At 64.9% G+C, this 22539-nt stretch carries 22 protein-coding genes and 1 pseudogene; 14 read left to right on the forward strand and 9 right to left on the reverse strand.

Features of this window, described 5'->3' with window-relative positions; translation table 11 throughout:
- Positions 1-186: hypothetical protein (locus PG892_RS16515; protein ID WP_270825592.1), on the forward strand; the 186-nt coding region annotated here is incomplete at its 5' end.
- Between the two features lie 193 nt (positions 187-379).
- Here PG892_RS16515 and PG892_RS16520 read toward each other — a convergent pair.
- Genes PG892_RS16520 through PG892_RS16530 form a run of 3 tightly spaced genes read right to left on the reverse strand, consistent with a single transcriptional unit; the run spans position 380 to position 2271 of the window.
- Entirely contained in the window at positions 380-1426 is a 1047-nt protein-coding gene (locus PG892_RS16520) for an NAD(P)H-dependent flavin oxidoreductase (RefSeq protein WP_270825593.1), read from the reverse strand.
- Positions 1423-1569, reverse strand: coding sequence for a hypothetical protein (locus PG892_RS16525; RefSeq protein ID WP_160839511.1), 147 nt, complete (start codon positions 1567-1569; stop codon positions 1423-1425). Before PG892_RS16525 ends, PG892_RS16520 begins: the two co-directional genes overlap by 4 nt.
- Positions 1570-1629: 60 nt before the next feature.
- Positions 1630-2271, reverse strand: coding sequence for a ribonuclease T2 family protein (locus tag PG892_RS16530; protein WP_109112567.1), 642 nt, complete (start codon positions 2269-2271; stop codon positions 1630-1632).
- A 221-nt stretch (positions 2272-2492) separates the two neighbouring features.
- Here PG892_RS16530 and PG892_RS16535 point away from each other — a divergent pair, with 221 nt between their 5' ends.
- The 3 genes from PG892_RS16535 to PG892_RS16545 all read left to right on the forward strand — a co-directional run bounded on the left by PG892_RS16535 (position 2493) and on the right by PG892_RS16545 (position 3905).
- Positions 2493-3053, forward strand: a complete 561-nt coding sequence (locus tag PG892_RS16535) for a gamma carbonic anhydrase family protein (protein WP_041994991.1) — start codon at positions 2493-2495, stop codon at positions 3051-3053.
- 146 nt (positions 3054-3199) lie between these two features.
- Positions 3200-3493, forward strand: coding sequence for a hypothetical protein (locus PG892_RS16540; RefSeq protein ID WP_109112557.1), 294 nt, complete (start codon positions 3200-3202; stop codon positions 3491-3493).
- Between the two features lies 1 nt (position 3494).
- Positions 3495-3905: a DUF6515 family protein gene (locus PG892_RS16545; RefSeq protein ID WP_270663544.1), complete on the forward strand. Its 411-nt coding sequence runs from the start codon at positions 3495-3497 to the stop codon at positions 3903-3905.
- Positions 3906-3994: 89 nt separating this feature from the next.
- On the opposite strand, the gene PG892_RS16550 is transcribed toward PG892_RS16545, so the two are convergent.
- The gene (locus PG892_RS16550) at positions 3995-5314 is read right to left on the reverse strand and encodes a HAMP domain-containing sensor histidine kinase (protein WP_202395286.1); all 1320 of its coding nucleotides are present in this window, start codon (positions 5312-5314) and stop codon (positions 3995-3997) included.
- A gap of 14 nt (positions 5315-5328) precedes the next feature.
- Positions 5329-6009 (reverse strand): response regulator transcription factor, encoded by a 681-nt coding sequence (locus tag PG892_RS16555; protein WP_010672948.1) that lies wholly within the window; start codon positions 6007-6009, stop codon positions 5329-5331.
- A 148-nt stretch (positions 6010-6157) separates the two neighbouring features.
- Here PG892_RS16555 and PG892_RS16560 point away from each other — a divergent pair, with 148 nt between their 5' ends.
- Both PG892_RS16560 and PG892_RS16565 read left to right on the forward strand, forming a co-directional pair.
- Positions 6158-7315 carry an efflux RND transporter periplasmic adaptor subunit gene (locus PG892_RS16560; protein WP_270825594.1) on the forward strand — a complete coding sequence of 386 codons (1158 nt, stop codon included), beginning with the start codon at positions 6158-6160 and terminating at the stop codon, positions 7313-7315.
- A gap of 2 nt (positions 7316-7317) precedes the next feature.
- On the forward strand, positions 7318-9267 hold the full coding sequence (locus tag PG892_RS16565; protein ID WP_109112561.1) for a MacB family efflux pump subunit: 1950 nt from the start codon (positions 7318-7320) through the stop codon (positions 9265-9267).
- Between the two features lie 223 nt (positions 9268-9490).
- On the opposite strand, the gene PG892_RS16570 is transcribed toward PG892_RS16565, so the two are convergent.
- Together PG892_RS16570 and PG892_RS16575 are read right to left on the reverse strand one after the other, a co-directional pair.
- Positions 9491-11386 (reverse strand): PhoX family protein, encoded by a 1896-nt coding sequence (locus tag PG892_RS16570; protein WP_270825595.1) that lies wholly within the window; start codon positions 11384-11386, stop codon positions 9491-9493.
- A gap of 259 nt (positions 11387-11645) precedes the next feature.
- Positions 11646-12554, reverse strand: coding sequence for an SAM hydrolase/SAM-dependent halogenase family protein (locus PG892_RS16575; RefSeq protein WP_270825596.1), 909 nt, complete (start codon positions 12552-12554; stop codon positions 11646-11648).
- Positions 12555-12704: 150 nt separating this feature from the next.
- On the opposite strand from PG892_RS16575, the gene PG892_RS16580 reads away from it, so the two are divergent.
- A complete protein-coding gene (locus tag PG892_RS16580) occupies positions 12705-13166 on the forward strand; it encodes a hypothetical protein (protein ID WP_109112564.1) in 462 nt (153 codons plus the stop codon).
- A 7-nt stretch (positions 13167-13173) separates the two neighbouring features.
- Here the strand turns inward: PG892_RS16580 and PG892_RS16585 are convergent, their stop codons facing one another.
- Complete coding sequence (locus tag PG892_RS16585; RefSeq protein ID WP_109112565.1) at positions 13174-14400, reverse strand: MFS transporter; 1227 nt, start codon at positions 14398-14400, stop codon at positions 13174-13176.
- 245 nt (positions 14401-14645) lie between these two features.
- Between PG892_RS16585 and PG892_RS16590 the strand changes: the two genes are divergently transcribed.
- The 7 genes from PG892_RS16590 to PG892_RS16620 all read left to right on the forward strand — a co-directional run bounded on the left by PG892_RS16590 (position 14646) and on the right by PG892_RS16620 (position 21902).
- Entirely contained in the window at positions 14646-15554 is a 909-nt protein-coding gene (locus PG892_RS16590) for a LysR family transcriptional regulator (RefSeq protein ID WP_213320722.1), read from the forward strand.
- An 89-nt stretch (positions 15555-15643) separates the two neighbouring features.
- A complete protein-coding gene (locus tag PG892_RS16595) occupies positions 15644-16315 on the forward strand; it encodes a CsgG/HfaB family protein (RefSeq protein ID WP_029313711.1) in 672 nt (223 codons plus the stop codon).
- 11 nt (positions 16316-16326) lie between these two features.
- A complete protein-coding gene (locus PG892_RS16600) occupies positions 16327-16686 on the forward strand; it encodes a DUF4810 domain-containing protein (RefSeq protein WP_042016536.1) in 360 nt (119 codons plus the stop codon).
- Positions 16683-17336, forward strand: coding sequence for a DUF799 domain-containing protein (locus tag PG892_RS16605; protein WP_109112566.1), 654 nt, complete (start codon positions 16683-16685; stop codon positions 17334-17336). Before PG892_RS16600 ends, PG892_RS16605 begins: the two co-directional genes overlap by 4 nt.
- Before the next feature lie 217 nt (positions 17337-17553).
- Positions 17554-19029: a GGDEF domain-containing protein gene (locus tag PG892_RS16610; protein ID WP_216986747.1), complete on the forward strand. Its 1476-nt coding sequence runs from the start codon at positions 17554-17556 to the stop codon at positions 19027-19029.
- A gap of 102 nt (positions 19030-19131) precedes the next feature.
- Positions 19132-20385 carry a DEAD/DEAH box helicase gene (locus PG892_RS16615; RefSeq protein WP_216986746.1) on the forward strand — a complete coding sequence of 418 codons (1254 nt, stop codon included), beginning with the start codon at positions 19132-19134 and terminating at the stop codon, positions 20383-20385.
- Positions 20386-20624: 239 nt separating this feature from the next.
- Positions 20625-21902, forward strand: coding sequence for a ferredoxin reductase family protein (locus tag PG892_RS16620; RefSeq protein WP_410198513.1), 1278 nt, complete (start codon positions 20625-20627; stop codon positions 21900-21902).
- A gap of 90 nt (positions 21903-21992) precedes the next feature.
- Here PG892_RS16620 and PG892_RS22675 read toward each other — a convergent pair.
- Positions 21993-22073: pseudogene (locus tag PG892_RS22675) on the reverse strand (subclass B2 metallo-beta-lactamase); the annotation flags it as partial.
- Positions 22074-22539: the final 466 nt, after the last annotated feature.

Raw genomic sequence — 22539 nt, forward strand, 5'->3', positions numbered from 1 at the left:
TTAAAGAGCGACGCAGCTTTTGGCTGCTGCGGGAGTGGCATTCTACTCAACCGCCTTCTCGAGTCAAGCCTTATTTTCAAAGGCTTTTCGAGGCTACCGACCGGCTTGTTTGCGTTGCCGCTTGCCCTGTCGATGGAGGCGCATTATAGAGACATAGATCACATTGGCAAGCTCTCATCGCAATAAAATTGCGAAAAAATGCCAATTCTTAGTTATTCATATCAAAACACAGTTTTTATACAGACTTACCCACAGGGCAAGCCCCAGAAGGGCTCATTCTGCACCCTATTACCTCCCGTTCCTCTCTGCCCGTCTCCTGTTCGAAGGGTTGCTGACCATATCAATCCGTATTTAAAGGAAGAGAATCGCAAAGTGACGCTCAGACCAGTCCTGCCTCAGCAACCCAGGCAGCGATCAGCTCGGCTGCCGCCATGGAGCGGCAGCCCGATATATTCTGCCCGGCCCAGAGTGGCGAGAAACCGCGGTCACCCGCCTTTTCGGCTGCGGCACGCAACGGAGCCAATGCGCCGCTGGCATACGGGAAGTCTGGCGGCAACACCGAAAGAGGGCCGAGTTCCCGCATCAAGCGGTTGACTATGCCCCGCGCCGGACGGCCGCTGAACAGATTGGTCAGTGCGGTGTGTTGGCCATGCCTCCCCTGCAGCGCCGCACGGTGCAGGGGCGAGGTCGTCGCCTCGTGGCAGCAGAGGAACGCCGTTCCCACCTGGACTGCGCTGGCCCCCAGTGCCAAGGCAGCCTTGATCCCCTTGCCGTCGACTATGCCCCCGGCGGCGATGACCGGGATCGCTACTGCCGCCACTACCTGTGGCAGAAGGGTAAAGGTGCCCTGCTGCAAGCTGAGATCCTCACTCAGGAAGTGACCGCGATGGCCACCCGCCTCCAGCCCCTGGGCGATGACGGCATCGGCTCCGTGGTCAGCAAGCCACTGCGCTTCTGCCACCGTGGTGGCGCTGGCAAACACTTTTGCGCCTGTGGCTTTTACCTGGGCAAGCAATTCGGGCTCGGGCAAGCCGAAGTGGAAACTGACCACGGCAGGTCTGAACTCTGCAAGCAGGGCCGCATGCTCGTCATTGAAGGGGGCCCGAGAGGGGGCTCGCGACGGCGCCGCGGCATCCAGCCCGAACTCGGCGTAATAGGGTAACAGTACCTGGCGCCAGCGCTGCTCCGCTGCCGGTTCCGGCTCGTGCTGCCGATGGCAAAAGAAGTTGATGTTGTATGGGCCTGGCCCGCTGGCGGCGAGGCGGCTCAGCTCCTGGCGCAGCTCGGCACCACTCAGCATGGCGGCAGGCAGGGAGCCCAGTGCCCCCGCACTGGTCGCCGCCATCGCCAGGGCGCTGTTCTGCACGCCCGCCATGGGGGCCTGAATGACGGGATAGCGCATCCCCAGTTCGGCAAAGAGCGTCATATGATGGTTTCCTGTTTCTGATGGTCAGTCTGATTGTGCGCCAGAGGCGGGTTGAGTCGGCAGATCGCACCTGACGTGCTGACACGTCGTCTGGCGATATCGCCTGTCCAGTTCCCGGCCAGACATCCTGTCTTGGCTTTCATCCATCAGGCTCCTTGAGGTTCATTGCACATCGGGCCCGCGAAGGGCCCGAACGTGAAGTGTCAACGCACGCTGCGCAGCAGGAAGTCCGGCTGGCCACAGGAGCGGCGCTCCCGCTTCTGCATCTCGTCGGAGCAGGGGACGGCATCCGTTCCCTGCTTGTTGATGCAGATGTAGATCTCCCGCAGGAAACGGCCCCCATCAGCGCAAGCCACCGTGATGTTGTCGGGGGCCAGCCACGGGTTGGCGCTCGCCAGATCGGCCTTGAGCTGGAAGCTGGTTTTGCGCAGCGGCTCTTCCGGCGATTGATAGGCGGCCGGGATCTTCACCTTCTGGCGCAGATCGCTGGCCAATTGGTGAAATGCCTCCTGGCTCAGCCCGGAACAGGTGCCGTGCTTCTCCCATTCATGGCGATAGAGGAAGCGGCTGGGGTAGAGCCCGGCAAACTGTTGCTCCATATCCGCATCCAGCCGCTCGCGGGTGCAGCTGGCGGGGTAGCCGCGCTGATACTGGGGCCAGAGCCCATGCAGCACGAACCCCAGCTTGCGGGCGCACTGCTCCCGATCCCCTGGCTTGATGGCGCAATGCTCGGGCGACCAGGAGAGTGCCATGGCGTAATAGTCAAACTCCCCCGCATAGCCTTTGCCCTGGGCGGCGGAGATCCACAACAGCGACCCCACCAGCCATACCATGACCTGCTTCATCTCTCGTTCCCCCTCATCTCTTTGCACCCGGTTGCGCCCCATTTTGCGCCCTCATGCTCCCATAACAGGGAGTCAAAGAACAATCGCTCAAAATGGCCTTACTCACTATGGGTCAGACCAGTAAAAGGTTTCCCCTGCCGGATCAGAGGCGTAAGCTGGCTCTCCGGCGGGCCTTCATGACGCGCCACGTTTCCCCGATTTCATCAGCAACAGGACGTAACATGATCCGCAAGAATCCCTCAGGTCACCTGCCCGTTATCGACGAATCCGCCTATATCGACAAGACCGCCATCATCTGTGGCAAGGTGATCATCAAGGAGAACGTGTTTGTCGGCCCCTATGCCGTGATCCGCGCAGACGAAGTGGACGAGAGCGGTGACATGGAACCCATCGTCATCGGCGCCAACTCCAACATTCAGGATGGCGTCGTCATCCACTCCAAATCCGGCGCTGCCGTCACCATCGGCGAGTTCAGCTCCATCGCCCACCGCAGCATCGTCCACGGCCCCTGCGAAGTGGGTAACCGGGTCTTCATCGGCTTCAACAGCGTGCTGTTCAACTGCCACATCGGCGAAGGGTCCGTGGTGCGCCACAACTCCGTGGTCGATGGCTGCGATATTCCCCCCGGCTTCTATGTCCCCTCCACCACCCGCATCAACCAGCAGAGCGATCTGGCGCAGATCCCGCGCGTCACCGTGGACGCCACCGAGTTCTCCGAGGATGTGGCTCACACCAACATCGACCTCGTCAAGGGTTACAAGGCGCTCTCCAACGAGTTTTGATCCGGCGAGCGGTTCACGACACACAACGAGCGCCACGGCGCCCGTTGTCACAACTGTAAAGAGGGCGAAAAGAGGGTGTAAAGGTGGTTGAGCCGGGCGCACGCGTCGCGTTTGATGGGGGCGTTCCCATCAATGGAGTCATCATCATGTCACGCTATCCTGTCGCCCTTGCCCTGCTGCTGGGCACCACGCTCCTTCATGCAGGCGAGATGCCGCCCCCGATGGGCGCCCGCCAAGGAGGCCCCATGACACCGTCCTCCTCCGTGCTCTATCACGCCAGCAAGCAGGGGGCGGATCCCCAGGCCCTGGTCCAGGCGCTGTCCAAAAACATTGATGCCGCCAAGCCGGATACCCGCTACGAGGTCACGGTCAGCGTGCGCGAACTGCCGCCCCAGCCACTCAAACCCCAGCCCGCCGGTGCGCCGCTCAAGGGGCAGTGAGATGAGTCTGCACCGCCCTTCACTCTGGCTGCTTGCCATGGCCATCGCCCTGCCCGCCATGGCGGGTCCGGGGAACATTGGCAGACCGGGCGGATGGGAGAGCCCTGCCCCGCAGTACGGCCATGGGGCTGGCCCTGGCTTCGGCCACCGCGTCGACAGGCTGCCGGGAGGGGTGGAAACACTGCTGCTGGCCGGGCTCACCTACTATGTGCTCGACGGCATTTTCTACCGCCGGCAGGAGAACCACTATGTGGTGGTCTCCCCGCCTCCTCAGGTCCTGGTGGTGGCAGAGACAGGGCTCATCCCTCTTGATCTGGATGGCCGCCGCTATTACGTCAGGGAGGGTCACTACTACCTGCGAGAAATAGACGGGCGCTACACCGAGGTGCCGCCGCCAGCGGCGCTGCGCTGAATCGCACGGAGGAACAGATACGAGCAGGGGGCCTTGGCCCCCTCTTTCATTACAGGGGTTTTACCCCACTCGGGTCTGAGCCGCGTACCTCAGGACGGGTCATGCACTGGCAGCGTCATGGTCACTCTCAGCCCCCCCTGTGCGCGATTGCGCGCCTGGATGGTACCGCCCTGCAGAATCACCGCCTTGCGGGCGATGGCGAGCCCGAGCCCGTAGCCCTTGCCCATGCGGGGTGAGCCGATGCGCACGAAGGGGTCGAAGATCCCCGCCAGCTTCCCCTCCTCCACCCCGGGCCCCCGATCGGCGATGGAGAGCTGCATCTCCTGGCCCAGGCGCAGCACGCGAACATTCACCATCTGGCCCGACTGCGAGAAACGCAGGGCGTTGCGCACCACATTATCCACGGCGCGGCGCACCAGCTCGGCATGCCCCAGCAGGAGGCAACCCTCCCCCAGCGCCGCCTCGAGCGCTATCTCGACTCCGGATTGCTGGGCTTCGAACCTGGCATCCTGGACGACGGTCTCCACCAGCGCCAGCAGGTCGTAGTGGCTCTGCTCAAGCCCGTGGCCCTGCTCGGCACGGGAGAGGGTCAGCAGCTCCCCTATCATCCTGTCCATCCGCTCCGTCTCGAGCCGGATCCGCGCCAGGGCGTCGCTCGCCTTCTCCGGGCGCTGCTCCGCCAGGCCGATGGCCATCTGGATGCGGGCCAGGGGGGATCGCAGCTCGTGGGAGACGTCGTGAAGCAGCTGCTCGCGCCCCTCGACCAGTTGCTGCAACCGCTCCACCATGAGATCGAACTCCTTCGCCACCTCCGTCAGCTCGTCCCGGCGCCAGCGCAGAGCGGGCCAGAGTCTGACCTCCAGATCCCCTCTGGCTACCCGATCGAAGCTGCGCCGCAGGGCGTTCATGGGCCGGGTCAGGTGCCAGGCGAACAGAATGCTGAACAAGAGTCCCCCCAGGCCGCCAATCCAGAGCATGGGCGGAGGAATGTTGAGCCAGGAGAGGGGGCCGGGAGCAAGCCCGCCGGGGAGGACGCGCGGGTCCGCTCTGGTCTGCAGCAGATAGGTCTGCCCGTCGCTGGCAATCACGGTGCGTGTCAGCACGCTGCCCGGGCCAGGTTCCCCGGAGGCTGGCAGCCTGGATGCCCGGGGCGCTGGCCGGGGAGGCGCATCGGAGACATCAAGGAGTGTTATCTGCAGCAACGGCGGCGACATGGCCTGGCTCAATGCCGTCGCAGCCTCGATTCCCCCCTTTGCCAGCACGGCTGCCGCCATCTCCAGATGCTGGCTCGCCAACTGCTGGGCCAGGTGCTCTTCCGGGGGGTCACGCTCGGCACGAAAACCGAGCCAGAGCAGTTGGCTGACCAGCACGATGGCCAGCCAGAACCCCAGCAGAATCTTCCAGAACAAACGTCCCTTGAGGATCACCGTATCTTGTACCCTATGCTGCGCACCGTCTCTATGGTGACGGCCTCCCCCGCTTTTTGCTGCAGTTTCTGCCTCAGGTTGCAGATGTGCACATCGACGCTGCGATCATAGGCCTCCCTCGGGCGCCCTACCCCTTGCAGGGAGAGGGTGTCCTTGGTGACCACCTGCTCCGGTGCTCGCACCAGCAACACCAGCATGTTGAACTCGGTGGCGGTCAGCTCCAGTGGCTCCCCCTGCCAGAGACAGACCCGGTTGGCCGGGGTGACCGTCAGATCCCCCAGGATGAGGGCATCCGGCGAGGGGGTTGCGCTCCCCCCCTCGTTGACCCGCCGCAGAACGGCCCGCAGCCGGGCCACCAGCTCCCTGGGGTAGCAGGGTTTGGGCACATAGTCATCGGCCCCCATCTCCAGTCCCACCACTCGATCCACGTTGTCCCCCTTGGCGGTCAGCATGATGATCGGCAGGCGGCTGCGCTGGCGCACCTGGCGCAGCACCTCGGTGCCGCTCAAGTCGGGCAGCATCACATCCAGCAGCAGGGCGCTGTAACGGCCGGAGAGGGCATGGTGCACACCTTCCCCTCCGGTCAGCACCTGGGTGGTATCAAACCCTTCTCCCCCCAGGTATTCACTCAACATGGCGCCCAGTTCGGCATCGTCATCCACCAGCAGGATCTTCATATGCGGTCTCCCTTGTCGGCGGCCATTTTCGCCGCTTGCCACGCACTTGGCAGCCATTTTTACGAAACCCTTACGCTTGGCGCAAAGAGCCTTAACCCGGCTCTGGGGTAGAGTGCCGCCGTGATCGTCATTCAGGATACAGGTTGTCATGCCCACGTTCTCCCCTCGTCTCTTCTGGCTGCTGCCCCTGTGCGCCCTCGCCCTGTTGCTGGCCTGGCGCCCCCAGGCTAAGGCACCCGCCAGCGACTACATCACCGCCAGCGCAAAGATCCGGGATCTGGAGCAGCTCATCATGGCGGACGGCACCCTGAAGGCGCGCAAGCAGGTGAGCGTGGGCGCCCAGGTGTCGGGCCAGATCAAGAAACTGCACGTGACTCTGGGGCAGGAGGTCAAACAGGGGGAGCTGCTGGTCGAGATCGACGATCTGCCCCAGCAGAACGCCCTCAAGGATGCCCTGGCCCAGCGCGACAACCTCCAGGCCCAGCTGGATTCCAAAGAGGCCACCCTTCGCAATGCCCGCCTGGCATACCAGCGCCAGCGGCAGATCGTCGCAAGAGGTCTTGGCAGCACGGCCGACCATGACAGCGCCAAGGCGACCCTGGACGAGACCCTGGCCGATATCCGGGCCCTCAACGCCCAGCGGGTGCAGGCCGAGATCGCGGTGGACACAGCCCGGGTCAACCTGGGGTATACCCGGATCCTGGCCCCCCTCTCCGGTACCGTGGTGGCCATGCCGGTGGAGGAGGGGCAGACCCTCAACGCCAGCCAGAGCACCCCTACCCTGCTCAAGATTGCCCAGCTCGACACCATGACGGTGGAGGCCAGGATCTCCGAGGCCGACGTCATCAACGTCCGGGTCGGCATGCCGGTCTATTTCACCATTCTTGGCAACAGCCAGCGCCGCTTCGAGGGATCCCTGCGGGCCATCGAGCCCGCCCCCGACACCATCAATGACGACGACACCACCAGCAGCAGCGACAGCAGCGCCATCTATTATCACGGCCTGTTCGAGGTGCCCAACCAGGACGGTCAGCTCAGGATCAGCATGACGGCCCAGGTCTATCTGGTGGTCGTCCGGCTCAAAGATGCGCTGGTGATCCCGGCCATCGCCCTGCAGGGGGATCAGGTCAGGGTGATCGACGACGGAGGCCGGATCAGCCTGCGCCGGGTCAAGGTCGGCCTGAACAACAAGGTGGATGCCCAGATCCTGTCGGGCCTGAGCACCGGTGAGCGGGTCATCGTCAGCGAAGTGAACGCAGGCCAGAGCAACGCCGCCGGGGGCATGCCGCCCCCCATGGGGATGTGACCATGGGCGCCTTGTTGCAACTGCGGGGCATCCGCCGCCACTTCAAAGAGGGTGAGCGCACCGTCACCGTGCTCGATGGCATCGATCTGGCGATCGCCCGTGGAGAGATGGTGGCCATCGTCGGCGCTTCGGGCTCCGGCAAATCCACCCTGATGAACCTGCTGGGCTGCCTGGATCAGCCGAGCGAGGGGGCCTATCTGGTGGCCGGGCGCGATACTGCCACCCTCAGCCGGGACGAGCTCGCCGCCCTGCGCCGGGAGCACTTCGGCTTCATTTTCCAGCGTTATCACCTGCTGGCGGATCTCGATGCCCGCACCAATGTGGAAGTGCCCGCCCTCTACGCCGGTCTGGATCCGGCCGAGCGACGCCAGCGGGCCGAGGCCCTGCTGACCCGCTTCGGCCTCGCCAGCCGGCTCGAACACAAGCCAAGCCAGCTCTCCGGCGGCCAGCAGCAGCGGGTCAGCATCGCCCGGGCCCTCATCAACGGCGGCGAGGTGATCCTGGCCGACGAGCCGACCGGGGCCCTCGACAGCCAGAGCGGCGCCGAGGTGATGGCGAGCCTTCAAGCTCTGCATCGCCAGGGCCACACCCTGGTGATCGTCACCCACGACATGGACATCGCCCGCCACGCCGAGCGGATCATCGAACTGAAAGATGGCCGAGTGATCGCCGATCGCCGCACGCGCGAGCCACAGGCCCTTCCCCAGGCGACCCAGGCCGCCACCAAGACGTCCGCCAGGGGGAAGACCCCGCTGATGGCGGGGCTCGGGAATGCCCTGCAGATGGCCCTCAAGGCCATGGTTGCCCAGCGTCTGCGCACCTTTCTCACCATGCTCGGCATCATCATAGGTATCGCCTCGGTGGTGACCGTGGTGGCCCTCGGGCAGGGCTCCCGGGAGCGAGTGCTGGAGAACATCAACGCCATGGGCACCAGCACCCTGGAGGTGTTCCCCGGCCGCGGCTTCGGGGACATGCGCTCCGCTACCATACAGACGTTGCGGCTCGGGGACGCCGAGGCCATCGCCCGGCTGGACTACGTGCACAGCGTCACCCCCAGCCTCAGCACCAGCGCCACCCTGCGCCTTGGCAGCACCGCCGTCTCCGGCACCATCAACGGCGTCGGCGCCCAGTTCTTCCAGGTCAGGGGCTATCGCCTGGCCCAGGGCATGGGCTTTGATCGCCAGAGCGAGGAGAGCCTGGCCCAGGAGGTGGTGATCGACGAGCACACCCGGGACAAGCTGTTCGCCCCGACCCAGTCCCCCCTGGGCCAGGTGATCCTGCTGGGGGATCTGCCCTGCCGGGTGATCGGGGTCGCCATCAAGAACCAGAGCGGCTTTGGCAGCGACGAGACCCTCAACGTCTGGATCCCTCATACCACCGCCATGAGCCGCCTGCTGGGGCAGAGCCATCTGCGCAGCATCAGTGTGCGCGTGCGGGACGAGGTGAGCCTGGACGCCGCCCAGGACGGCATCAGCCGCCTGCTCACCCTGCGCCACGGCAGCCAGGACTTCTTCCTGCTCAACACCGACAGCATCCGTCAGACCATCAGCCAGACCAGCGCCACCCTGACCACGCTGATCGCCCTCATCGCCCTCATTTCCCTGATCGTCGGGGGCATAGGGGTGATGAACATCATGCTAGTCTCGGTCACCGAGCGCACCCGGGAGATAGGGGTGCGGATGGCGGTCGGCGCCCGGACCCGGGATATCCAGCAGCAGTTCCTCATTGAAGCCGTGCTGATCTGCCTGCTGGGGGGCGTGCTCGGCATCGCCCTCTCCCTGGTAGTGGGCCAACTGTTCGACCACTTCAGCAGCGGCGTCCGGATGAGCTACTCCCTTGCCGCCATGGGGGTGGCCTGCCTTTGCGCCAGCCTGATCGGGGTAATATTCGGCTTCGCCCCGGCCCGCCGGGCCGCCAAGCTGGAGCCCATCCACGCACTGGAGCGCGAATAGCCCGCATTGACGCCGGGGTGACGCCACTCACCCCGACACCGGATCGGGGGCCGATGCCCGGCCCCGCCACCAAGCCTGAACGCCCGCACTTCTTCCCTGAATGCGCGGGTTCTTTGACCGGGTCCCGTACCCGGTCTTTTTTGTCTCCCGCCCGCCACACCCACAAAAAAAGCCGCCCGAAGGCGGCTCTTGTCATCACGGGCCAGGCGGTTACCCCGGGCCATCAGGCGCCGATGATGCCGCCATCGTCCCGGGTGATCCGCAACACAGCGGAGCGGGGGATGGCGGTGCCGCCGTCCGGGAAATGGGAGGGAGCCCCCTCCTCACCCGGGTGCTGCACCCCGACGAACATGGTGCGCCAGTCTGGCGTGAAGGTGAGGCCCGTTATTTCGCAGGCCACGGGGCCGGTCAGGAAGCGGCGCACCTCGCCGCTCGCGGGATCGGCGCACAGCATCTGGTTGTTGCCCATGCCGGCAAACTGCTTCTCGTTGGAGTAATCGCCGTCGGTCTGGATCCAGAGCCGCCCCGCCTCGTCGAAGCCGATGCCGTCCGGGCTGTTGAACATGTTGTCCGGATGGATGTTGGCACTGCCCGCCATCAGCCCCTCCTTGTGCACGCCAGGGTTGCCCGCCAGCAGGAAGAGATCCCACTCGAAGCTGTCGCTCCCGTGATCGTCCCCCATCGGGCGCCAGCGGATGATCTGGCCATAGGGGTTCTCGGCCCTGGGGTTGGCGCCATCGAGAGGTTGGTTCTCCTTGATGCCGCGGTTCTTGTTGTTGGTCAGGGTGCAGTAGACCTCGGCCCTGTGGGGATGCACGGCCACCCACTCGGGCCTGTCCATGGTGGTGGCGCCGAGCCGGGTCGCCGCCTCCCGGGCGAAGATGAGCACCTCCCCCTGATCGGCGAAGCCGTTCTCCCGGGTCAGACCATGCTCGCCGTGCACCAGGGGCAGCCACTGGCCGGTGCCCTTGAGCTCCCCCTCCCTGGCCTCGAAGCGGGCCACATAGAGGGTGCCCTCGTCCAGCAGATCCCGGTTGGCGGGGTCATTGCCCGGCGCCACCTTGTTCTTCGAGACGAAGCGGTAGATGTGCTCCCCCCGCTCGTCATCGCCGAGGTAGACCACGGCGCGGCCATCCTGGTTGACGGTGAAGGCCGCATTCTCATGCTTGAAACGGCCAAGGGCGGTGCGCTTCTTCGGGGTGGAGGCGGGATCGCGGGGATCGATTTCCACCACCCAGCCGAAGCGGTGCGGCTCCTGGGGATGCTTCGCGAGATCGAACCGCTCGTCAAATTTGTGCCAACCAAAGCCCGCATCCTCGGCGGCCAGACCGTAGCGGGCGGCGCGCTGGTCCAGCGCCGGCTTGCCCTCGCTACCGAAGTAGCCGTTGACGTTCTCCTCGCAGGTGAGGTAGGTGCCCCAGGGGGTCTGGCCATTGGCGCAGTTGTTGAAGGTGCCAAGGGCGGTGCGCCCCTCGGGATCGGCCTGGGTCTTGAGCAGGGCATGGCCCGCCGTCGGGCCGCTCAATGTCATGGGGGTCGTGGCGGTGATGCGGCGGTTGAGGGCCCCCTTGGGGTTGGCCTGCCACTTGCCATCGATGCGCACCAGCTCCACCAGGGAGACCCCGTGGGCCGCCTGGGCCTTGGCGACAGCCTCTGCACTGAGGGTCTTACCGCCATCCGCAAACAGGTATTCGTAGTTGGTGTATTCGTTGTTGACGGCGAGCAGGGCGCGATCCGGGCCCAGGGGGAAGAAGCTCATACCGTCGTTGTTGTCGCCAAACTGGCGGGCCTGGGCCTTGGCGTCGTTGCTTTGGGCAAAGGCGGGGGCATCGGGGAAGAGGGCATCTCCCCAGGCGATCAGCACCTCGGCCTTGTAGCCGGGCGGCACCACTATGGTGTCGGCCACCGAGGCGGGCACGGCCTGGAAGCCAAGCAGCGGCCGGGTTGCGGCGGCCACGGCCTGGGCCACGGGGCTCGCGGCAAAGAAGGCCACCATGCTGGCGGCGCCCACCCCTTTGAGGAAGCCACGGCGGCTGAGACCCGCCTCGATGAGGCGGTTGAACGCCGGCTCCTGCTCGCGGGGGTGGTTGGCACTGTCTTTCTTGTCAAAACGGCTCATCGGCTTTTCCTTGTTATCTCGGCGCAATCATTGCGTCATCACGGCGTCCGGCCACAGCATGGCAGCGCTTTATTAAGCGAGGATGACAAATGATGAGATAACCGGCTGGCCTGGCAAGACGCCACCGCCAACGACAAGGGGCGGTGGACAGGAGTCCCACCGCCCCGAAAGACATGTCGCCGACAGAAGGGTTGAACCCTATCCGCACTTCTTCAGACTGATATGCCCGTTTGTACCGGATAGCACCCGCTGGCAGCGTCTAGTTGCACTTCTTCAGGCTGATATGCCAGTTGGCGCCGGATTGCACCTGGTGTCTGGCGGCGAAGCTGTCCATGTTCAGGGCCACCGACACCTGCAACAGGCTGTTGAGGTAGACCAGGGGCTGGCCTTCAGGTACATCGCCAAAGCTGCTGACGTAGGGGGCCTTGCCCTCGTATTTCAGCGCATCCCCTTCGCTGATCCTGATGCAGGCGTTGTCCCCCTTGTGGATGCCTGCCTTGCCGAGCAGGGCCTCGTCGATGTTGGTCCAGACGTTGCCGTACTGCACATCCAGGATCGGGATGGTGCCCTTCAAGGTGCCATCCTGCTCGACCACGGCAGGCTGATAGGGGATGGTCACCACCTCGGCGGGCAGCAGGGGCCCCACCTGCTCGAAGCTGATGGCACCGGAGGCGAGGCGCGCGCCGGTGTAGGCGTAGACGTCGCGGCCGTGGAAGGTGTAGGACTTCTCGGAGCCCTCGAGGCGGTTGGTCTTCTCGTCTATCTGGCGCACCGCCTCGATGCCGAAGTGCTCCGCCACCAGGGTCAGGGTGCCGTTGTCAGGGCTGACGATGTAGTGGCCGCTCCTGGTCTTGAGTACCACCGACTTGCGTTCGGTGCCGACACCGGGGTCCACCACGCTGACGAAGACGGTACCCGCGGGCCAGTATTGCAGGGTCTGATAGAGGCGGTAGGAGGCTTCCCAGATGTTGTAGGCCGGGATCTCATGGGTCAGGTCATGGAGCGGCAGGGTGCGGTCCACCCCGAAGGCGACCCCCTTCATGGCCGAGACGGCGCCATCCTTGAGACCGAAGTCGGTCTGGAACACCAGAGCCTCGTTGGCAAGGGCACTCGCCCCCACCAGAGAGAGAGCGAGCACGAGGGCGCGGTGGACGATACGAATATCCATGTCAGGGCTCCTTTAAAGACGTTTGGACGTCCAGATTGCCACTCATGGCGATCTTTGCAACCCCTGATGCCCGAATGGGGGGCGAAATGACTCGCCAATCCGCCCCGTGCGGGTGTATCCATGGGGCATCCAACGCCGGGAGCACACCAGATGACCAGAGAGCATCACGACACCATTTTGCTGAGCCTGGGCAATACCCGAAGCCAGGTCGCGCTCACCGCGGCCGATGGCACCAGCCAGACATTTGCATTGACACTGGGGCTCGATGCCCTGACCCCGGGACCCTTTCGCCGGGATCCGCCGACGCCCCTGGAGCTTGAGCAAGCCATCATGGTGGTGGAGGATGTGCTGATGCCCCTCGCGGCACGGATCCCGCCCCACCCCGTGCTGCACCTGCAAAGCCCGGAGCCCCTGGCCGAGGTGCTCGGCAACCGGGTGCAGAGCCGGGAGAACATAGAGCGGTTGTTCGGTCAGCTTGCCGCCATGGTGGAGGGGGATCTCCTGGCATCGGCTCAGTTGCCGAGGGAGAAGCGCATCGCCGCCGCCCTGCTGATCCTGCGGGAGTGGATGCATCACCTGGATGCCGGGAGCGTCGTCCTGGTCGATGGGTGATGCCTTGTCACACAGCGGGTTCGAAGCGCCGCCGAGACACCGCCCAGGCCAGCCCCAGGCTTGTCAGGGTGCTGCCGACGAAGAGCAGATCCAGCGCGACGCCAAGGCCGGCCCCGTCGCTCACCCAGCCCAGCAACACGGGCACCCAGTTCGCCACATAGGCGATCACATAGAAGAGGGAGAGCAGCCGCGCATGGCTGGCCGCGGGGGCGATGCGGTTGACCAGGGTCGCACTGCCCACGAACACGGCCCCCTGGGCGTAACCCGCCACCAGCAGCCCCAACCCCGCCAGCCAGCTCGGCAGGCCGTGCACGGCCCCGGCAAAGAGCAGCACGCACAGCGCCAGGGCCAGCACGCCGCTTTGCAGGGTATGGCGAGCATCCAGGCGACGGGCCCAGAGCTGGCAAAGCCCGGAGAAGACCAGATAGGCCGCGACAAGATAGCCGAACAGCCCCAGATCCGTCATGCCCAGCATCTCGCTCACCACCTTGGGACCCATGGCCAGCAAACTGGCCGCCACCGCCCAGGCGGTGAAGAGCGCCAGGGCGCAAAGGAAGAACCCGGCCCCCGTGGCCCTGAGCCCCTCTCCCAGGGAGCCGCCACCCTGCCCGCTCGGGGCGGCCTTCGTCGCCCTCACCCCTTTGGGCCAGCTCAACACCAGCCCCCCGATGGCGCAGGCCGCCATCCCCAGGATCAGCAGAAACGGCAGCGTGGTCGGGTAGAGATCCTGCTGCAGCGCCAGCCCGCTGAACACGGGGCCAAGGGCCAGCCCGGCGGTGAACGATAATGTGGCGCTCAGCGCCGCCCGCTTGCCCCCATCCCTGGGGCCAAAACGCAGCAGCGCCACATTGGCGGCACCGGTCAGGCTGCCCGTGCCAATCCCGGCCAGCAGCCGCGCCAGCAAAAGGGCCCAGAAGCTGTCGGCCAGGGAGAAGAGCAGTGCCCCGCCCCCGACCGCCACCAAGGCAGGCAGGATCAGGGTGCGCAGATCCGCCACTCGTCCTGCCAGGTTGCCCACCCCGAACAAGGCGATGAGCACGCCCCCCGCATAGCCGCCATAGATGAGGCTGAGGCCGAGATCGCTCAGAGCCAGGGCCGCCTGGTAATGGGGATAGAGCGGGGTAGGCACGCTGCTGTTGAGCAGGGCCGACATCAGGGCGAGGGAGAGAAACCAGCGCAGACGAGGATGGACAACCTGACCTGGCTCGCAAGCCGGGACGCTTGAGACAGACATGGACACTCCAGTGGCAGACGAATGAAACCGCAATCGGGAGCGACATCATAGCGATCCCGCCCACCCCGGACTGCGGCAGTTCTGCATCACGCCGACTCAATCCTGCATCACGTCGGGGTAGCGCGGCCCTTGGCCGGGGAGCCGCAGGCACGCACCGGACCCGGTCTATCCCCTTGTGCTGCCATCCCCGCTGGCATCTAATATTGCGGCGCCAATCGGGCGTTCTGCTTGAGTGAGGAGCAAGCATGATCAATTGGGACGATGCCCGCTTCTTCCTGGCCCTGGCACGGCGGGGCAGCCTGCGGCAGGCCGGACTCGAGCTCGGGGTGGATCAGGCCACCGTCGGGCGGCGGATCACCCTGCTCGAGCAGCAGCTGGGGGCCAAGCTGTTTATCCGCACCCCCAGACACTATCGCCCCAGCCCCCTGGGGGAAGCGCTGCTGCCCCAGGCCGAGGCCATGGCGCAGGCGGCCCTGGCCATGATGCGCACCGCGAGCCTGGGGGAGCTGGAAGGGGAGCTTTGCATCGCCACCACGGACACCCTGGCCCAGGGCTTCGTGCTGCCCGCGTTCACCCTGCTGCGCCAGCGCCACCCCGGCATCCGCCTCAAGTTGCTGACCGCCGTCAGCGTGAGCGACATCCCCAATCAGGAGGCGGATCTCGCCATTCGCAGCGTGCGCCCCGAGCAGGGAGATCTCGTGGTCAAACGGCTCGCCACCATCAAGATGGGGCTCTACGCCTCTCCCGACTACCTGGCCAGGCGGGGCACGCCCCGCTCGGGTCAGGCACTGCAAGAGCACGACCTGCTGCTCTTTCCCAAAGAGCTGGTGGCCCGTCACTGGCTGAGTCTGTGCGGCGAACCGCTCCACGAACCCAACGTGGTCCTGCAGAGCAATGCCCAGCTGGTGCTGATGGCCGCCGCCCGGCAGGGGCTCGGCATTGCCCTGCTCTCCACCTTCCTCGCCGAAGAAGACCCCGCCCTGGTGCGCCTGCTGCCTGACCAGCACGATCCCATCGACATCTGGATGGTGCTGCACCCGGATGTGCAGAAGACGGGCCGAATGCGCGCCCTGGTGGCAGCCCTGGAGGAGGTGTTCCAGCCCCTGCAACAGACCCGGTCACCCGCCACCCCCTGTCAAACGCACAGGGATTGAGCGGGTATGCCCCCCATACGGGGCACTTTCTTCGCAACGAACCATGTTAGAGTCCGCCGCTGTTTTTTCCTTTGATAACGGGGCCTTACATGAAGAAGTTTGTTGTTTCATCCAGTGTCATCCTGATGGCGGGCTTGCTGACAGCCTGTGCGAGCGAGTCGTCGCGCACCCTGGAGGTACCCAAGGTTGCCTCCTATCAGAGCCACTATCAGGGCGCACGCAGCCCCATCGCCGTCGGCAAGTTCGACAACCGTTCCAGCTACATGCGTGGCATCTTCTCCGACGGCGTGGACCGGCTGGGCAACCAGGCGAAAACCGTACTGATCACCCACCTGCAGCAGACCGGCCGCTTCAGCGTGCTGGATCGCGACAACATGGCGGAGATCCAGGCCGAAGCCGGGATCAAGCAACAGGCTCAGCAACTCAAGGGCGCCGACTACGTGGTCACCGGCGACGTCACCGAGTTTGGTCGCAAGGAAGTCGGTGATCATCAGCTGTTTGGCATCCTGGGTCGCGGCAAGTCACAGATCGCCTATGCCAAGGTCAACCTGAACATCGTCAACGTCACCACCTCGGAAGTGGTCTTCTCTTCCCAGGGTGCCGGGGAGTACGAACTCTCCAACCGCGAGATCGTCGGCTTCGGCGGCACCGCCAGCTACGACTCCACCCTGAACGGCAAGGTGCTGGATCTCGCCATCCGCGAGGCCGTCAACAATCTGGTGAACGGCATCGAGACCGGTGCCTGGCGCCCGGCCCAATGAGGAGAGACGAGATGACGCTGTTCCGTCCTTCTCTGCTGCTGGTCAGCGGCCTGCTGCTGAGCGCCTGCGCCCAGGGGCCGCAGACGCTCTACAACTGGGAGCAATATCAGGGAGTGGTTTACCAGCACATGCAGGGTGACGACACCGGGGTCGAAGCGCAGATCGATGCGCTGGAGAAAAACCAGCAAGAAGCGAGCGCCAAGGGGCAGGCTGTGCCACCGGGCTTTCACGCTCACCTCGGCATGCTGTACGCCCAGCTCGGCAAGGATGCCCAGACTCGCGAGCAGTTCGAAACCGAGAAGCGCCTCTTCCCCGAATCGGCCCCCTTCATGAACTTCCTGATGTCCAACAAGAAGGGAGAGACCCAATGACCCTGCGCCCCCTCCTTGCCCTCACGCTGGGCGCCCTCCTCCTGGGCGGCTGCGCACAGGGCCCCGGCTACGACTACAGCAACTTCAAGGAGAGCAGACCAACCTCCATTCTGGTGCTGCCGCCGGTGAATCACTCGCCGGACATCAAGGCGGGCCCCAGCCTGCAATCCCAGATCACCTATCCGCTCGCCGAGTCCGGCTATTACGTGCTGCCGGTGGCGGTCACCAACGAGACGTTCCAGCAGAACGGCGTGACCGAGCCCGCCGACATCCAGGCGCTGCCCATCAAGAAGCTCCACGAGATCTACGGTGCCGATACCGCCCTCTACCTCGACATCAAGGAGTACGGCACCAGCTATCTGGTCATCTCCAGCGAGACAGTGGTCACCGCCAGTGCCCGCCTGGTGGATCTGCGCACTGGCAAGCTGCTGTGGGAAGGCAGTGCCAGCGCCAGCAGTGCCGAGCAGCAGGGCAATTCGGGGGGCGGCCTCATCGGCATGCTGGTGGTGGCGGTGGTCAATCAGATTGCCAACACCCTGACCGACAAGGGCCATGAAATCGCCGGCATCACCAGCGTCAGGCTACTCAGTGCCGACATGCCCAACGGCATCCTCCCTGGCCCCCGCTCGCCGAAATACCAGGCTCGCTAAGGCGCGTCGTCTCACTCCACACAAGAGGGCGCCATGCCCTCTTGTTTCAGCCCCCCCTTTCCCCCGCCCACCATCGAATGCGTTCTTATCGTCTATCTTTTTGATATTGCTGGCTCATTTTTGTGCACACCCCATGGCGCCCCACCAACTTCATCTGGTGATGCCCGGCAAAATCAGTTACAAAAAAGGCCTCTGTCACCACGGAAGCGTTCACGCCATGGCCGCCTCACTGCTGCGTTTCCTCCCCCGTCGATGGCTCACCCGGCTTGGCTGGCTCTGCCTGGCCCTGATGGGGCTCGGATTGGTGTGCAACTACACCTACTTCGTCATCAGGCACGACATGGCGCTCATCACCGCCAAGCAGCCCAACCTGTTCGAGGTGTTCTATCAGCGGGCTCGCATCCTGGCGCCGGAGAAACTGGCCGCCTTCATCGACAACAGCAGCATCAAGATGCCCATCTTCAGCGAGAACGGGGATGCGACGGCCTATGCCTATGGCTATGATCTCCCCACCCTGAAGCGCCTGGCGGTCATTCCCGTGTTGCCCCCGGCCAACCAGATGCTCCTCGCCTACCAATACGTCATCTCCAACCCCGAGGTCCTCAACCTCTACGCCTTCTATGATGATCGCCGCATGCTTGGCATGGTCGCCAGCAAGGGGATGCTGCCGAGCCAGTTGTTGCCCATCAACACCGACCTCAGCGACATCGAGCCCTGGACCCACTATTTCGGCTGCGCCTTTTTCGCGGCCACCCATGTCCCCTGCAGCACGGATGAAACCTGGGTATCCGAGATCTACACCGACACCTTCACCGGACTGAATACCATCACCCTCTACTTCCCCTTCGTCTATTACGAGCCCGCCATCAAGGACTACCGCTATGGACTCAAGGGCATCGACATCGCCGTCGACCGGGCGTTCAAGGATGTGCTACACCCCTTCGAGAGCCTCAATCCGACCCGGACCGTCCTCTCCTTCGAAGAGGTCGAGCCCTGCCGCCCGTTCCACCTCTGCCTGAGCACGCCGCTGATGCGCACTCAGGCAGGCAATGATCTCTACCTCAAGTGGTCATACAGTTACGGCGATTTCATCCGGTCCGTGCTCTACGGGGCGGCCTTCAAGCTCTATCTCATCATCCTGCTGCTGATCATGCTGACGGGGCGCAGCCTGGTTACCCGCCTGCGCACCCTGGCCCAGACCGACCACCTGACCCGACTGCCGCGCCGTGACATCCTGAACGAGGCGCTGCTGCAGGAGCACGACTACCTGATGATCCTCGACATCGACAACTTCAAGTCCGTCAACGATACCCATGGCCACGGGGTGGGTGACCTGGCGCTCGTCGCCTTCACCGCTCATCTCAAGGCCAATATTCGCAGGGGCGATGTCGCCATTCGCTGGGGCGGGGAAGAGTTCATCGTGCTGTTCAAGGGGATGGACGATGACAACATGATGCATCACTCCGCCGCCCGTCTGCTGGAGCGGCCATTGCGCATCCCCGAACTGCCCGCCCCCATCACCTTCTCCGCCGGAGTGACCCGCATTCGCGATTACCTGACGGTGACCGAGGCGGTGCAACTGGCCGACGACCTGCTCTATCACGTCAAGCAGCACGGCAAGCGCAATATCGCCTATTACCAGGGGCAAACCATCCGCCTTGTCCGCGATCCGGGTGACAATTCGGCCCCCTGAGCGGCCCGGCTTCTGCCGCTCCCCTGCTATCTGTTACCATCCCGGCCACGCTGATTGTTTCCGTCCCGGCCACGGGGCGGGATAACCCCATACTGGTGCCCTATGTCCATTGCCTCTTTCGCCGAACTGGCCCTCTCCCCCCGCTTGCAGCAAACCCTGGCCGAGCTTGGCTACGCCGCCCCCACCCCGGTGCAGGCCAGCGCCATCCCCCTGATCCTCGCGGGGCGGGATCTGATGGCGGGCGCCCAGACCGGCACCGGCAAGACCGCCGCCTTCGTGCTGCCGCTGCTGGAGCAGTTGCTGCAACACCCGACGAGCGATGGCCCTCGCCCCATCCGCGCCCTGGTGCTGGTGCCGACCCGCGAGCTGGCGGTGCAGGTTGCCGAGAGCGTCACTCGCTACGCCAGGGGCACCACTCTCACCAGCACGCTGGTCTACGGCGGGGTGAGCATCGCCGCACAGGTGGAGGCGCTGAACGCCGGGGTGGATATCCTCATCGCCACCCCGGGCCGCCTGCTCGATCACCTGCGCCAGGGGGCGCTCACGCTGGCCGAACTGCGCCATCTGGTGTTTGACGAGGCGGACAGGATGCTCGACATGGGCTTTATGGACGAGATCCAGGCGCTGTTGAAGCAAATCCCGGCGGATCGCCAGACCCTGCTGTTCTCGGCCACCTGCGATGACAACCTGTTTGCCCTCTGCAAGGTACTGCTGCGCGACCCGGCGCTGGTGGAAGTGGCACCGCGCAACACCACGGCGGCCGAGGTGGAGCAGCGGGTCTATGCGGTGGACAGCGATCGCAAGGTGGCGCTGGTCCAACACATGCTGACCGTGAAGGGCTGGGCGCCGGCGCTGATCTTCAGCCGCACTCGCCAGGGGGCCGACAAGCTGGCCCAGCAGCTTGGCAAGGGGGGCATCAATGCGCTCGCCTTCCACGGGGATCTGTCACAGAGCGCGCGGGAAAACGTGCTGCTGGCGTTTCGCGCAGGCACCTTGCAGGCGCTGGTCGCCACCGACGTGGCGGCCCGCGGCCTCGATATCACGGATCTCAACCATGTGATCAATCTGGAGTTCCCCCATCAGCCCGAGGATTACGTCCATCGCATCGGGCGCACCGGCCGCGCCGGCAACAAGGGGCTCGCCATCACCCTGTTCAGCCCGGAAGACGCCCCCCTGCTGGAAAAAGTCGAAGCCGTGCTCGATACCCGCCTGCCCCAGCAGTGGTTCCCGGGCTTTGAGCCGGATCTCACCCGCTTCGACCCCGAGCCGCGCCGCGCCAGCAAGGGCGCCCAGAAGCAGAAGGCCAGAAAGCAGGCCCTCGCGGGCAACAAGGGCGGCAAGGGACGAAAATCCTGACACGACTGTTTGCTGGGGCAGCCATGCGCCTGCCCCAGCATCACCCCTCTCCAGACCCAGGCCTGTGGGGTGACGCCAACCGCTTTCCTGCCCCCCTGTTCTGCCCCGCGCCCCCCTCCTCAGCCCGCTTGCCCTGACCCGGCGACCCTTTGCCACACTCTGCTACAAAAGAGGTAGTCAGGGGGCACACTTTCGCCACAAAGCAGGCGTGCAATGGAGGCATGGACAAGGAGGACATCATGAAACCCGCATCCCTCGTCTGGGCCCTGCCCCTGACCCTCACCCTGCTCTGGCTCGCTGGTCTCACCCAGTGGCCCGCCAGCGTCTGGCCCTGGCGCCACGAGCTGCTGATCCTGACCGGTCTGCTTGGCCTCGGCGCCATGACCCTCTCTTTGCTGCTGGCCCTGCGCCTGCCGAGGCTCGAGGCCTGGTGCGGCGGGCTGGATCGCATGTTGCGCCTGCACCGCAGCAGCGCCCTCTGGGCCACCGGCACCCTGATGTCCCACTGGCTGCTGGTGGAGGCCCCCAAGTGGGCCGTCACCGCCGACTGGCTGACCCGGCCGGCACGCCGCGGTGCAGGCGCAGGCGCAGGCAGCGATGACCTGTGGCACGAACTCGGCAATACCCTGGGGGAATGGGGTTTCTATCTGCTGCTGGCCCTGGTAGCGGTGAGCCTGCTTGCGGTGGTGCGCTACGAGCGCTTCCGGGTGGTTCACCGGCTGGCCCCCGTCATCTATCTGATGGGCTGGCTGCACGGGCTGTGCCTGCTGCCACGCATCGGCGTCCTGACCCCGGTCGGCCTGACCCTGCTTATCGGCGGCGGGCTGGGTGCCCTGGGGGCGCTCTACTCCCTGTTTGGCCGGGTGGGCAAGAACGCGCGTCACCAGGGGACGGTCAGCGCCCTCGCCCCCCTGGATGAGCGCACCCTGGAGATCCGGGTTGCCCTCACCGCGCCCCTGCACGGCTACCGCCCCGGACAGTTCGCCTTCTTCAACTTCGCCGGGCGCGGCGAGCCCCATCCCTACACCCTGGTGGATGTCTCGGCAGACTACCGCTCTCTGACCCTGGCGGTGCGCGCCCTCGGGGATCACACCCGCTGGCTGCACCAGCACCTCAGGGTGGGGGATGCCGTCATCGTGACCGGCCCCTATGGCGCCTTCGCCCTGCCGGATCCCGCCCCCGCGCTCTGGATGGGCGCCGGTATCGGCATCACCCCCTTCGTCGCCTGGCTGGAGGCCCTGGTGCGCCGCGGCGAAAAACGCCCCGGCACCACCTTGCTGCAATGCGCCCCCACCGCCGAGGCCGCCCCTTATCACAATCGGCTGGCCGAGCTGTGCCGCCGGGCCGGAGTCGACTACCGGCTGCATCTGGAGTCAGAGCGCGGCCGACTGGATCTGGCCGCCCTGGGTGAACGCCAGCACACCCCGGTGTGGTTCTGCGGCCCCGAGCCCATGGCCCACACCCTGGATGCCCATCTGGCCGCCCCGCTGCACCGGGAGCTGTTCCGCTTCCGTTGACAGATCAGCCCGGCGCGTTCAGTCATTGGCCTGATATTAGGGAAACTGGGAGACAGGCGGGCACGGGCCCCCTTGAGCGGGCCACGCCCCCGCCGCCCGCACGCTGCCGCCCCAGAAGCTTGCCACCAGTATCAAGGCCCCGGCCAGCCCGTATTTGATCCAGGATTTCATCGTCTTGCTCCCCTCTCTTTGGCCCTCGCCACCCTGTGGCAAGCCGGGCCTTTTAAGCAGTGGGCAGAAGATAGGGGGGATTTGTGAAGGGAAAATGAGGCTGTGTGAAGCCAAGGTGAAGTCGGGGGAGAAGTCAGCAGCGAGTCACGACAGACATGGTGGTTGGCAATGCGGGGAATGGAGAGAGGAAAGGGCTCAACATACGCAATCAACGCCTTGATGTAGGGACGATTAGCGCAGCGTAATCGTCCGCATACCGCCACGCACCGAGCAATGGCAAGGCAGGCAACCCTGGAGTCAGAGGCCTCTCGGTAAGCTCCCTTTCGCGATCGTCCGAATACGCTTCGCTATTCGATATGGCCATGATCCTGCCAAGCCAAATATGCTAAGGAAGGTGCGAACAAGTCCCTGATATGAGATCATGTTTGTCATCTGGAGCCATGAAAAAGGGTTCATCATGAGTCAT

Origin of the sequence: Aeromonas sp. QDB68 (genome assembly GCF_027707405.1) — a bacterium.
Taxonomy (GTDB): Bacteria; Pseudomonadota; Gammaproteobacteria; order Enterobacterales; family Aeromonadaceae; genus Aeromonas; species Aeromonas caviae.

Excerpts from the sequence above, each read along its gene's own strand:
- PG892_RS16520 (WP_270825593.1), bottom strand. The coding sequence starts at position 1,426 with ATGACGCTCTTTGCCGAACTGGGGATGCGCTATCCCGTCATTCAGGCC.
- PG892_RS16525 (WP_160839511.1), bottom strand. The coding sequence starts at position 1,569 with ATGAAAGCCAAGACAGGATGTCTGGCCGGGAACTGGACAGGCGATATC.
- PG892_RS16530 (WP_109112567.1), bottom strand. The coding sequence starts at position 2,271 with ATGAAGCAGGTCATGGTATGGCTGGTGGGGTCGCTGTTGTGGATCTCC.
- PG892_RS16535 (WP_041994991.1), top strand. The coding sequence starts at position 2,493 with ATGATCCGCAAGAATCCCTCAGGTCACCTGCCCGTTATCGACGAATCC.
- PG892_RS16540 (WP_109112557.1), top strand. The coding sequence starts at position 3,200 with ATGTCACGCTATCCTGTCGCCCTTGCCCTGCTGCTGGGCACCACGCTC.
- PG892_RS16545 (WP_270663544.1), top strand. The coding sequence starts at position 3,495 with ATGAGTCTGCACCGCCCTTCACTCTGGCTGCTTGCCATGGCCATCGCC.
- PG892_RS16555 (WP_010672948.1), bottom strand. The coding sequence starts at position 6,009 with ATGAAGATCCTGCTGGTGGATGACGATGCCGAACTGGGCGCCATGTTG.
- PG892_RS16560 (WP_270825594.1), top strand. The coding sequence starts at position 6,158 with ATGCCCACGTTCTCCCCTCGTCTCTTCTGGCTGCTGCCCCTGTGCGCC.
- PG892_RS16565 (WP_109112561.1), top strand. The coding sequence starts at position 7,318 with ATGGGCGCCTTGTTGCAACTGCGGGGCATCCGCCGCCACTTCAAAGAG.
- PG892_RS16570 (WP_270825595.1), bottom strand. The coding sequence starts at position 11,386 with ATGAGCCGTTTTGACAAGAAAGACAGTGCCAACCACCCCCGCGAGCAG.
- PG892_RS16575 (WP_270825596.1), bottom strand. The coding sequence starts at position 12,554 with ATGGATATTCGTATCGTCCACCGCGCCCTCGTGCTCGCTCTCTCTCTG.
- PG892_RS16580 (WP_109112564.1), top strand. The coding sequence starts at position 12,705 with ATGACCAGAGAGCATCACGACACCATTTTGCTGAGCCTGGGCAATACC.
- PG892_RS16585 (WP_109112565.1), bottom strand. The coding sequence starts at position 14,400 with ATGTCTGTCTCAAGCGTCCCGGCTTGCGAGCCAGGTCAGGTTGTCCAT.
- PG892_RS16590 (WP_213320722.1), top strand. The coding sequence starts at position 14,646 with ATGATCAATTGGGACGATGCCCGCTTCTTCCTGGCCCTGGCACGGCGG.
- PG892_RS16595 (WP_029313711.1), top strand. The coding sequence starts at position 15,644 with ATGAAGAAGTTTGTTGTTTCATCCAGTGTCATCCTGATGGCGGGCTTG.
- PG892_RS16600 (WP_042016536.1), top strand. The coding sequence starts at position 16,327 with ATGACGCTGTTCCGTCCTTCTCTGCTGCTGGTCAGCGGCCTGCTGCTG.
- PG892_RS16605 (WP_109112566.1), top strand. The coding sequence starts at position 16,683 with ATGACCCTGCGCCCCCTCCTTGCCCTCACGCTGGGCGCCCTCCTCCTG.
- PG892_RS16610 (WP_216986747.1), top strand. The coding sequence starts at position 17,554 with ATGGCCGCCTCACTGCTGCGTTTCCTCCCCCGTCGATGGCTCACCCGG.
- PG892_RS16615 (WP_216986746.1), top strand. The coding sequence starts at position 19,132 with ATGTCCATTGCCTCTTTCGCCGAACTGGCCCTCTCCCCCCGCTTGCAG.
- PG892_RS16620 (WP_410198513.1), top strand. The coding sequence starts at position 20,625 with ATGAAACCCGCATCCCTCGTCTGGGCCCTGCCCCTGACCCTCACCCTG.